We start from the raw sequence: 10,115 nt of genomic DNA on the forward strand, positions 1-10,115 counted from the left end.
CCCGATGCAATGGGTTTGGGATTGAAATTTACCGCAGGCGAAGGCCCTAGTTTTGATCACCCTCTTCGCACTGAAGAGGCGGTCAAGAAATTACGTGTTGCTGATATGGATCAGCTCAAATATGTTTTTGATGCTGTATCTGAAATTCGTAAAGCATTAATTCAAGACGGTAAGCAGCGCGTGCCATTGATTGGTTTCTCTGGAAGCCCCTGGACATTGGCTTGCTACATGATTGACGGTTCAGGTTCGGACGATTTTCGTCATGCAAAGACCATGATGTTTAGCCGCCCTGATTTGCTCGAACATATTCTTGAGATTAATGTGCAGTCGGTTGCCGCTTACTTAATTGAGCAGGTAAAAGCTGGTGCACAAGCATTGATGATTTTTGATACCTGGGGAGGCTTACTTCCTGATGGTTGGTATCAGCGCATGTCATTGGCAGCAATGCAAAAAGTGATTGCATTGCTTCCGCGTGAACATGAGAGTCGCAAGATACCAGTCATTATGTTCACTAAGGGTGGCGGTATTTGGCTAAATGATATGGCTCAAGTTGGGGCGGATGTCATCGCGATCGACTGGACCATGCGATTAAGTCGAGCTCGCAAGCAACTGTTAGAAATTAACAAGCCCTTGGCTTTACAGGGTAATTTAGACCCGCTCCTTTTATTTTCAGAGCCCAAGCAGATCGCTTCCGCTGCCGAAGGTCTTTTGGACGACTTAGCTAGTGCCCCGGCATTAAAACCCGGACTGCATGCGCTCGATGGACATATCTTTAATCTGGGTCACGGCATCAATCAATTTACCCCACCCGAAAGTGTGGCGGCTCTCTCTGAGACGGTAATCGCTAAGTCAAAAGCCCTGCGGGCAGTGCAATAAGCACAAGTAATTGCTAACTTTAGCCAATATTTCGGCAAAAGTTATGCACAGAAATGTGCAAAATTATAAATACAGTGAGATTCGGGAGAATTATAAACTTTCACCTTTAGTAATCAATGTAACTTACTGATTACTAAAGACAATATAGAAAATGCTAATTTTCTATACAAGATGATGCTCCTATAGAATGGCTATAGGAATATTAAAGAACAAATGATATCCACAGACTTATCCACAGGATAAGGTGAAAAATTTGCAAAATGACGCTTAAACCCATTGTTGTTCAGGTAGTGATTGATAAGCCCTTAGCTCAGGGCTTTGATTACCTATGGGATGCTGAAAAATTAGGCAAATTACCAGAGATAGGCAATGTGGTTGAGGTGCCCTTTGCAAGGACGATGGAAATTGGGCTTGTAATAAAAGTGAGCAATCACTCTGATTACGAGATAGAAAAACTCAAATCTGTTAATCGACTCGCCCCACTTCCAGTCTTCGATCCTGCACTATTGCGGCTGATGAATTTTGCAAGCCAGTATTACATCCATGCGCTTGGTGAAACCATCTTGCCAGTTATTCCACAGATGTGGAAAAAAGCAGTTAACTGGGAAAAAATTCCAGAAAAAATAGAGTCAGCAGAAAAGAAGAGTAAGAAAAAGATTGATACCGTAGTGGAAGGATTGATCACCCAAGATCAATTAAATCCAAATCAAAAGATTGCCTTGCAAGCATTATTGGCAGACGGTGAAAAAGAAAATCAATTTAGAGTGATCTTGTTGCAGGGTCAAACGGGGAGCGGAAAGACTGCAGTCTTTCTCAATTGGCTGGCAAGCGTCTTAAGTGATGAAAGCGCGCAAGTACTTTTGTTGGTGCCGGAAATTAATTTGACGCCGCAATTAGAGCGACGTGTAATAGCCTATTTTCCAAATAAAAAAATGGCGGTATTACATAGCGGTGTAAGTGAAAAGAAAAGAGGCATTGCTTGGTATGAGGCAATGACAGGCAATGCGCAGATTATTTTAGGAACGCGATTGGCGGCGTTAACGCCAATGCCAAAATTGCGCGCTATCGTAGTGGATGAGGAGCATGATCCATCGTATAAGCAACAAGATGGAACGCGCTACTCTGCAAGAGATTTAGCAATATGGCGGGCTCATGACGAAAAAATTCCGATTCTCCTGTCTTCAGCTACGCCATCGCTAGAAACCTGGTTAGCAGCTCAATCAGGCCGCTATGAATATATTCGATTGGATCAGCGTGCACAGGGTGCAAGCCTACCCAAGGTACATTTAATTAATACGCGTGACCCACAAAATCAATTTAGCCCGGGTGATATTGGTGTCCCCAAGCAAAAGAGCCTCATTACAAAAACACTTGCGAATGCTATTACCAAGTCACTTTCGGAAAAAAAGCAGAGTCTTATTTTGATTAATCGCCGAGGCTATGCTCCGGTGCTCAGTTGCTCAGCATGTAATTGGCTATCAAAATGCACTCAATGCTCAACCTATACTGTGATGCATAAAGCGGGAGCCTTGGGGCGACGACCAGTATTAAGTTGTCACCATTGTGGTTTGGTAAAGCCGATCCCACAATTTTGCCCGGACTGTGGAAATGCAGATTTAAAAACACTTGGCCATGGCACCCAAAAGCTAGAGGATGCTATCGAAGAAATGTGGCCAAAAGCTAGGGTTTTGCGTGTGGATACAGACTCCAGTAGAAAGAGTAAAGGAGCAGAGGCACTCTTTCAGGAGATACATGATGGCAATGTAGATATTGTTGTTGGCACCCAAATGATTGCAAAGGGACACGACTATCAGAACATTGGATTGGTCGCAGTATTAGATGCAGATAGTCGACTCTATGCGGCAGACTTTAGAGCCCCTGAAAGATTATTTGCACAGCTAGTTCAAGTTGCTGGACGCGCAGGAAGATCTAGTGCTAACGGTGAAGCTAGTGGCGATATTTATATCGAGACACAGTACCCAGAGTCGCCAGTATTTCAGTATTTATTGAGACATGACATTGATGGATTTTTAGCATTTACTGCTGGTGAGCGTGAGGAGGCAAAGTTACCGCCCTACTCTTATCAGGCCCTTATTCACGCTGAGGGTAAAAGCCTCGATAAGGCGATTCAGTTTTTGAATGAACTGAAGTCTCGCATGAAAAATAGAGGCATGATTACAAAAGAGCTGAAGGTCTATGACCCTGTACCAAAGCCCGTCATGAGAGTTGCTGGTGCAGAGCGCGCCCAATTACTAATTGAGTCGGGTAATCGCAAGGCGCTACAAGAAGCGCTTGAAATGATTGATCAAGAGCTGCGTCACGACTCCACTGGAAGAATCAGCAAAGAATCGCGCATTCGTTGGCTAGTAGAGCGCGATCCGATTGCTATTTAAGCGCCAGGGCCAGATTCGTATTGAGCAAGAGGCATCAACGAGTTGAGATCCACGCTCAATGATTCTGATGATATCGGTTTAATTTTAAAAAGCCAAACTGCATAAGGTTTTTCATTCACCACTTCAGGGCTGACATCCATCTCTTCATTAATGGCAACTACCTCGCCGCTTATGGGCGCATGAATATCGCTCGCCGCCTTAACAGACTCAATTGCAGCAATAGCCTCACCTTGTTTCACTTTCCGACCAATTTCTGGCGCTTGAAAAAACATGACGTCACCCAATGCTTCTTGTGCATGATTGCTAATACCTACCCATACTAGCCCATCCTCTTCGATGCTGGCCCACTCATGCGTTTCTGCAAATTTAAATGTATCTTGAGTTTTCATTGTTTATCCTGTGAGATGTATTCTAGCGTCTTTGCCATAAACTAGTGACCAATTACTTTAAGCCTTTTTATTTATGCCGATCGAATTGGGAATTGTTCCCGTTACCCCCTTCGAGCAAAACTGTTCGGTCTTGGTTTGCCAAGAAACTGGTGATGCAGCAGTAGTTGATCCAGGCGGCAATATAGATAAGATCTTGGAAGCTGTGCAACAAATGGGCGGCACCGTTAAAAAGATTTTGTTAACCCATGGCCATCTTGATCATTGTGCTGCGGCCAAGGACTTAGCCGATCAATTAGGGGTGCCGATTGAGGGCCCACAAATCGACGAGCAGTTTTGGTTGGATCAACTGCCTGAGCAAACTGCCCGGTTTGGATTTGAAAATGCAAAAGCATTCGTGCCAACTCGCTGGTTGGAGGATGGCGATCATGTACAGGTTGGTAATGTTGATTTTAAGGTTTTGCATTGCCCTGGCCACACACCCGGCCATGTAGTGTTCTTTGATAAAGAAGATCGTTTGGCTTTGGTGGGCGATGTACTTTTTGCAGGCTCGATTGGAAGAACTGATTTTCCTCGCGGCAACCACGCAGATTTAATTAATGCAATTAAGACAAAATTATGGCCATTAGGAGATGACGTACAGTTTGTTCCTGGTCATGGGCCTATGTCGACATTTGGCAAGGAACGCCAAACAAATCACTACGTTAAGGATTGATCAAGTCTGAGCGTGCGAAGTTGAATCGAAAAATTAGGTTTTTGCTGAACCGGTACGATGTGTGCGGTTATATAAACAGCTTGCACAAATCCAGCGTTGCTTTCGGTTGCTTGTCGGAATCCAGGTGCCACCTTCCAGACGCTTTTCGCGACTGCAAGAAGAGCAAAACTTAAGGCTCTGAGAGGTTTCTTGGGGGGCAGCTGGAGTCGAGGTAGTCATGGGCAATCCGGGTAAGCCAAATCTTGTACAGAAGATCTATTTTACCCGTTTTGTCCTGCTGGAGCAGGGCTTAGGACGACTCTGACCGAATCAGCTGTTTTATTACCATCAAAATCGAGCCAAGCCTTGTTTTCGAAGTCATAGAGCTTGCATTTACGGGCAGTATCAAAATACCAGGCCCAAGAGAACTTTTGCACAAAAATACGCTCTGGAAGGATAGTTTCGAGGGTATTTTGGGCTTCCTGGAGGCGATAAAGGGGAACGCTCATATCCACGTGATGAGCCGTATGCTCCATGATGTGGTGCATTAAAGAGCCCCAAATCCAATTAAACGTTAAATGCACTGTGGTCGATACAAAAGGCTGGGCGCGCAACCACTCAGATTTTTTGTCATACCAAGAAACCTTTGGGTGGGTATGGTGCACATAGACCACAAAACCGATCATGCCGTTCCAGAACAGGAAAGGAACAGCAAATCCGGTAATCAGGCCAAGCCAAACCGATTGGCCAGTGGCAAGCGCACCAGCAATAAGGCAAGCAATCCAGATAATGGCAAAGCCGGTTACCAGCAAATTGTCCTTCAGGAAAATTGGACGGTCACCTGGTTTGTTCTTGGCATTTGGGAAGTACTCACGTCTCCACCAAATTTCAATGAGGTAATAGAAAACCGGACCCCAGCCGCTACGGTAAAGACGCTCTAGGGCTTTACGCCATGCGGGTAGGGCATCAAACTCAGCTTTTGATAAAGGGGCCCAAACAAAGTCAAAGCCTTTGAGGTTAGTTTGACCATGGTGAACCACGTTGTGACCTACATCCCATAAGCTATATGGTGTTAAGGACGGCAAGAACGCAATGCGACCCAAGACTTTGTTGAGTTCGCGGTGTGGGGTGTAGCTTTGGTGGCAAGCGTCATGGCCCAAAATGAAGATGCGACCTGTAACAAAGCCGGCAACCAAACCCAAGATGATCTTGATGAGAATGCTTTCGACAAAAATGGTCCCAGCAATACAGCCTAGCCACAAAGCAGCATCTAATACTAAAAGCGCGATTGCCTTTACTGTTTCCCCCTCGGCCATTGGGATTAGCCAGCTACGGATGACTTTTCGGTGCGGCAATGGAAGATCAGGGGCCAAAGGATTGGCCAAAGATGGTTCAGAGAGTGCTGGATTTACGTGATTTGACATGATAAGAATCAATAAGTTAGGTGCAAATGATAGCCTTTTTCACAAATTGACGCATGATGTAGGTCAAAAACCCCCCTGTTTTGGTGCGCCCGGCAGGAATCGAACCTGCGACCCTTGGCTTCGGAGGCCAATACTCTATCCACTGAGCTACGGGCGCCAGTAGGGAATTCTCTAACCACGCTATTGTAAGTGCCTATACCCCTAGCGGTCTCGTTATAATTGGGGCAAAGTTAACCCTACAACCCGTCAAACGATAAAAGTCCTATGAGCGAAGCACACGGCAGTCTAATTAAGTCTCCCAAACAATTGATCATCATGGTATTTGCCAGCTTTTTTGTGCCCCTGATCATCATTCTTTTATTAATGGTGTTTGTAAATAATGGCAAGCGTGCAGATGCAGAGGCTTCTGCTGAGCAGCTCATTAAGCCTGTGGCGCAATTGAACTTCAAAGATGCTAGCGCGCTAGCGGAAACTAATGAAGCCGCCCCAGCCGCTAAATAATTCTTAGCACTCTCAAAAAAAGCTGGCTTTATGCCAGCTTTTTTATTGCCCTTCATTTTGATCTTTAGCATCGAGAGCCACTTGATAGGCTTCTTTTTTGGTGATCCCAAGTGCTTGAGAAAGCACGGCAGCAATCTCTTTGCTGCCTAAATGAGGGCTCAATGCATTAGCCCACAACAATAATGCTGAGTATTCCGGAGCCTTGTCCGAACTAGTTTGGCGACCTGCTACCAAAATAACAAATTCACCTTTTAGGCTCTCTGCTTTCTCAAGCCACTTTGGAATGTCTGCAGCGCTGAGCGTGACCAGCTGCTCAAATTTTTTGGTGAGCTCTCTGCCTACGAGCACTTGTCGCTTGGGCTCTAGTTCTTTGCTAAGCGTTATTAGTGTGTCGCGTATTTGATGTGGCGATTCAAAAAAGATGCTCGTTTTTGAACTGCTTCGCATATCTTGAATAAGGGCCCCGCGCTCTTTTGCCTTGTTTGGCCAAAAGCCGAGAAATTGGAAGCGCCCTTCTGATGACAACATGACTGAGCCGCTAGCGGAGATAACAGAGGACACTGCGCTAGCCCCTGGAACAGGAATAATTCGAAAGCCGGCTTTTTGAACCGCATTAACTAGTCTTGCGCCTGGATCAGAAACGCCTGGGGTGCCCGCATCCGATATGTAGGCCCAGCGTTCATTTTGGGAAAGGTGTTGAATGATATTTTGAGCACCAGCAATTTCGTTGTGCTCATGCAGGGCGACGCATTTCTTATGAATGCCGAAGTGTTGAAGCAAGGACGCGCTATGTCTGGTGTCTTCACAGGCGATGCCGTCTACGGAATTAAGCACGTGCAGAGCGCGCAATGTAATGTCTCCCATATTGCCAATAGGAGTGGCAACCATGTATAGGGCCCCTGCTGGTAGATCCTGCTGTTTTAAAAAGTCAAAGGAGCTTAATTCCATGGGGCAATCTTTTGCAAAAGAGATATCAACAGGTAAGAGCATACGTCTCTTTTGAATTCAGGGGCAGCATAGACATCTTGCACGTACTTTGGCGCATAATAATATGATGGATAAAGATACCCTCGAACGTTTGCGCGCTCGCGCATCCCAACATTTCTTAGACAGCATTGCTGTAAAGCAAGCAGCTGAAAAAATACTTCCTGAGCAAGTTGCGCGTGGCATAGTCGCAATGACAGACTGTCTGCGTGCAGGCGGAAAAGTAATGGCTTGCGGTAATGGCGGATCTGCTGCAGATGCGCAACATTTTGCTGCTGAGCTGATTGGTCGCTTTGAGAGAGAGCGACAAGAGTTGGCTGCGATTGCATTAACAACTGATACCTCAATCTTGACTGCGGTAGGAAACGATTACAGCTACGATGAAATTTTTAGCAAGCAAGTGCGTGGCCTTGGAAAAAAAGGCGACATCTTGATCGGCATCTCCACCTCAGGAAATTCAAAAAATGTAGTCAAGGCAATTGAGGCTGCCAAAAAGATGGGGATAAAAATTATTGCTCTGACTGGTAATGGCGGCGGAAAAATTGCAAGCCTATTGGATGCAGATGACATCCATTTATGCGCGCCCTCCACTCGTACTGCTCGCATCCAAGAAACACATTTGGTTCTACTTCATGCCCTATGTGATGGCGTAGATCATTTATTGCTCGATTAATAGATTCACTAATTAGAAAGTTCGTATATGCGAAATACACTCACCATCAAACTCTTTGCCGCACTTTTGATTTCATCATTCTTGTCTGGTTGCGGGGTGTTAGCTGTTGGTGGTGTTGTGGCGGGCGCGAGTGTTATGGCTGATCGTCGTACACCAGCTGTACAGGCAATCGATAAGGGGATTGAGCTTGAGGCTGGAAATGCGCTGGCTAAGCGCTATGGCGATGATGCACATATCAACGTGACCTCATTTAATCAAAAGGTATTGTTGACTGGTGAAGCAAAAGACTCCGATATTAAAGGCCAGGCCGGCGCTTATGTAAAGTCAATGAAGAACGTACGTTCCGTCTTTAATGAATTGGCCATTGGTCCAAACAGCACCTATACAGCTCGCGCGAATGATGCGTTCCTTGAATCTAAAATAAAAGCACAAATGATTTTTACGGACAAGTTGCCATCCAATTCGATGGCGATTGTTGTTGAAGGTGGTAGTGTTTATTTAATGGGAATTCTGACGCAGAATGAAGCAGCGATTGCTAAGAAATTAACGAGCAATATTGATGGCGTGAAAGATGTTTATGCCTATTTCGATATTATTTCTGATGCAGAAAAATCGCGCTTAGAAAAACAAGGCAAGGCAGATGAGACTCAGCCTAACTCAGCACCAAAACAGTAAAACTATTTAATGCGAGATGTGCAATGAATTTTGCGAAGCAATATTTGAAATTATTTTTGCTCACCGTCCTCACCCTGCTTTTATCTGTAAGTGCGCACGCAACAAGCGATGATGCAAAGGCATTCAGACTTGCAAAACAGAACGCTTGCTTGGGATGCCATGCGGTAGATAAAAAAATTGTGGGCCCCGGCTTTCAGGCTGTTGCAAAAAAATATGCGAACGATCCTAGCGCAACAGTATTTTTAAAAAACAAAATTATTAAAGGTGGCTCGGGATCTTGGGGCGTTGTGCCAATGCCAGCAAATGCGAAGTTAAGTGATGCCGATACATCTTTATTGGCGGGCTGGATTTTGCGCGGAGCGCCTAGCGCAAATTAAGTTGGGCGAATGACAGGCTTGCCTAGAAACCAAGCCCACACAGCATTCGAACGCTTAAGATTTTCTTTCAGCGCATAGTCAAAGTCAGCCCATTGCTCATTGGCGACTTCTTCAACAATCGTACCCGGGTTTGCGGGTGGCAATTTTAAGTAAGCATCTGCATCGCCATAGGCATATTCAACGCGCATGCCAGCTTTTTGAGCTAGATGCATCATGGCTCTATTGTTTGCCAGGCAATGCACAAACAAGGTTTCAATGCGAGTGTTGCGTGAGTGAACTGAGGCGCGCGCCAATAAGGCCGTGCCTATACCCTGTCCACGGCCATCAGTAAGTACGGATACCCCAAACTCAGCGGAGTTTGGCTGACCTTTAGTTCTTGGCAGGTACGCTAAATGCGCCATGCCAATGAGGTTCAGATGGGAGTCAAAACTACCAAACACCGTATCTCTATTGAAATCTAGGCCCTCTACATAATGATGAATAACCTCATTAGGGGTCTGTGTACCAAAGCGCAAGCGTCGATCCTCTTCATTTAGTAGCAATAGGTGATGCAGGATTTCATTCCTATGGCCTGCATGTAATTCGCGCACAGGAACTGCCAAGCCCGCTGTATATAGCTTGCTGGGTGAGTGACTATTTGCTAATTTATTGTGCATAGCAATATATTAGCAGAAATCATCAGAACTTACAGGGTTTTCCCTAGGTAATTGGGTTAAGGCAAAAAAGCCAATAAAGCAGGAAAAAACGACCCCAGTCAGCCTGTATTTTTCAGTCAAACCCATAAAAATCCATCTTTTTAAAAAAATATTGAAAATATTTCCAATCGCTATCTCTTTGTTTTTAATGAATTTATTTAAAAAGTAAGAAAAAACTTCGCTTTTTTATAGAAAAAGACTACGAAAGGTGTTGACAGACCCAAATCAGTAGGATAAAGTCTCACCTCTCTGCTGAATGTTTTTAAGAAATACGAAACAAGTCAGCCCTCTTTAAAAATTAGTCAACCGATAATTGTGGGTACTAAGTGAAAGCATCAAGTCCTTCGGGACAGATGTAAATAAATAGTACTCATAGACAGTAAAAAGATTTGGTTTTATTACCAAGTCAATTTCTTGAATGAGTGCGACGATCCGCA

12 protein-coding genes and 1 tRNA gene are annotated in these 10,115 nt (G+C 44.9%); 7 read left to right on the forward strand and 6 right to left on the reverse strand.

Features of this window, described 5'->3' with window-relative positions; translation table 11 throughout:
• Both B7X71_RS08005 and priA read left to right on the forward strand, forming a co-directional pair.
• The coding region (locus B7X71_RS08005) for a uroporphyrinogen decarboxylase family protein (protein ID WP_293600486.1) at positions 1 to 876 on the forward strand (876 nt) is incomplete at its 5' end.
• A 260-nt stretch (positions 877 to 1,136) separates the two neighbouring features.
• On the forward strand, positions 1,137 to 3,269 hold the full coding sequence (gene priA / locus B7X71_RS08010) for a primosomal protein N' (protein ID WP_293597988.1): 2,133 nt from the start codon (positions 1,137 to 1,139) through the stop codon (positions 3,267 to 3,269).
• Here the strand turns inward: priA and gcvH are convergent.
• Positions 3,266 to 3,658, reverse strand: coding sequence for a glycine cleavage system protein GcvH (gcvH, locus tag B7X71_RS08015; protein ID WP_293597989.1), 393 nt, complete (start codon positions 3,656 to 3,658; stop codon positions 3,266 to 3,268). The two genes, priA and gcvH, sit on opposite strands and share 4 nt — an antisense overlap.
• 79 nt (positions 3,659 to 3,737) lie before the next feature.
• On the opposite strand from gcvH, the gene B7X71_RS08020 reads away from it, so the two are divergent.
• A complete protein-coding gene (locus B7X71_RS08020; RefSeq protein WP_293597998.1) occupies positions 3,738 to 4,370 on the forward strand; it encodes an MBL fold metallo-hydrolase in 633 nt (210 codons plus the stop codon).
• Between the two features lie 33 nt (positions 4,371 to 4,403).
• Here the strand turns inward: B7X71_RS08020 and B7X71_RS08025 are convergent, their stop codons facing one another.
• From B7X71_RS08025 to B7X71_RS08035, 3 genes are all read right to left on the reverse strand, one after another.
• A complete protein-coding gene (locus B7X71_RS08025; protein ID WP_088526654.1) occupies positions 4,404 to 4,589 on the reverse strand; it encodes a hypothetical protein in 186 nt (61 codons plus the stop codon).
• Positions 4,590 to 4,630: 41 nt separating this feature from the next.
• Positions 4,631 to 5,773: a fatty acid desaturase gene (locus B7X71_RS08030; protein WP_293597990.1), complete on the reverse strand. Its 1,143-nt coding sequence runs from the start codon at positions 5,771 to 5,773 to the stop codon at positions 4,631 to 4,633.
• An 81-nt stretch (positions 5,774 to 5,854) separates the two neighbouring features.
• A tRNA-Arg gene (locus tag B7X71_RS08035) sits at positions 5,855 to 5,930 on the reverse strand.
• A gap of 107 nt (positions 5,931 to 6,037) precedes the next feature.
• Here B7X71_RS08035 and B7X71_RS08040 point away from each other — a divergent pair.
• A complete protein-coding gene (locus tag B7X71_RS08040; RefSeq protein ID WP_293597991.1) occupies positions 6,038 to 6,274 on the forward strand; it encodes a hypothetical protein in 237 nt (78 codons plus the stop codon).
• A gap of 42 nt (positions 6,275 to 6,316) precedes the next feature.
• Here the strand turns inward: B7X71_RS08040 and rsmI are convergent, their stop codons facing one another.
• Positions 6,317 to 7,222, reverse strand: a complete 906-nt coding sequence (gene rsmI / locus B7X71_RS08045) for a 16S rRNA (cytidine(1402)-2'-O)-methyltransferase (RefSeq protein ID WP_293600487.1) — start codon at positions 7,220 to 7,222, stop codon at positions 6,317 to 6,319.
• 106 nt (positions 7,223 to 7,328) lie between these two features.
• Here rsmI and B7X71_RS08050 point away from each other — a divergent pair, with 106 nt between their 5' ends.
• Genes B7X71_RS08050 through B7X71_RS08060 form a run of 3 tightly spaced genes read left to right on the forward strand, consistent with a single transcriptional unit; the run spans position 7,329 to position 8,983 of the window.
• The gene (locus tag B7X71_RS08050; RefSeq protein WP_293597993.1) at positions 7,329 to 7,931 is read left to right on the forward strand and encodes a phosphoheptose isomerase; all 603 of its coding nucleotides are present in this window, start codon (positions 7,329 to 7,331) and stop codon (positions 7,929 to 7,931) included.
• Positions 7,932 to 7,958: 27 nt separating this feature from the next.
• Complete coding sequence (locus tag B7X71_RS08055) at positions 7,959 to 8,606, forward strand: BON domain-containing protein (RefSeq protein ID WP_293597994.1); 648 nt, start codon at positions 7,959 to 7,961, stop codon at positions 8,604 to 8,606.
• A 23-nt stretch (positions 8,607 to 8,629) separates the two neighbouring features.
• On the forward strand, positions 8,630 to 8,983 hold the full coding sequence (locus B7X71_RS08060) for a c-type cytochrome (protein WP_293597995.1): 354 nt from the start codon (positions 8,630 to 8,632) through the stop codon (positions 8,981 to 8,983).
• On the opposite strand, the gene B7X71_RS08065 is transcribed toward B7X71_RS08060, so the two are convergent.
• On the reverse strand, positions 8,980 to 9,639 hold the full coding sequence (locus B7X71_RS08065) for a GNAT family N-acetyltransferase (protein ID WP_293597996.1): 660 nt from the start codon (positions 9,637 to 9,639) through the stop codon (positions 8,980 to 8,982). The genes B7X71_RS08060 and B7X71_RS08065 overlap by 4 nt on opposite strands.
• Between the last annotated feature and the right edge of the window lie 476 nt (positions 9,640 to 10,115).

It is taken from the genome of Polynucleobacter sp. 39-46-10, from assembly GCF_002282275.1.

Excerpts from the sequence above, each read along its gene's own strand:
- priA (WP_293597988.1), top strand. The coding sequence starts at position 1,137 with ATGACGCTTAAACCCATTGTTGTTCAGGTAGTGATTGATAAGCCCTTA.
- gcvH (WP_293597989.1), bottom strand. The coding sequence starts at position 3,658 with ATGAAAACTCAAGATACATTTAAATTTGCAGAAACGCATGAGTGGGCC.
- B7X71_RS08025 (WP_088526654.1), bottom strand. The coding sequence starts at position 4,589 with ATGACTACCTCGACTCCAGCTGCCCCCCAAGAAACCTCTCAGAGCCTT.
- B7X71_RS08030 (WP_293597990.1), bottom strand. The coding sequence starts at position 5,773 with ATGTCAAATCACGTAAATCCAGCACTCTCTGAACCATCTTTGGCCAAT.
- B7X71_RS08040 (WP_293597991.1), top strand. The coding sequence starts at position 6,038 with ATGAGCGAAGCACACGGCAGTCTAATTAAGTCTCCCAAACAATTGATC.
- rsmI (WP_293600487.1), bottom strand. The coding sequence starts at position 7,222 with ATGGAATTAAGCTCCTTTGACTTTTTAAAACAGCAGGATCTACCAGCA.
- B7X71_RS08050 (WP_293597993.1), top strand. The coding sequence starts at position 7,329 with ATGGATAAAGATACCCTCGAACGTTTGCGCGCTCGCGCATCCCAACAT.
- B7X71_RS08055 (WP_293597994.1), top strand. The coding sequence starts at position 7,959 with ATGCGAAATACACTCACCATCAAACTCTTTGCCGCACTTTTGATTTCA.
- B7X71_RS08060 (WP_293597995.1), top strand. The coding sequence starts at position 8,630 with ATGAATTTTGCGAAGCAATATTTGAAATTATTTTTGCTCACCGTCCTC.
- B7X71_RS08065 (WP_293597996.1), bottom strand. The coding sequence starts at position 9,639 with ATGCACAATAAATTAGCAAATAGTCACTCACCCAGCAAGCTATATACA.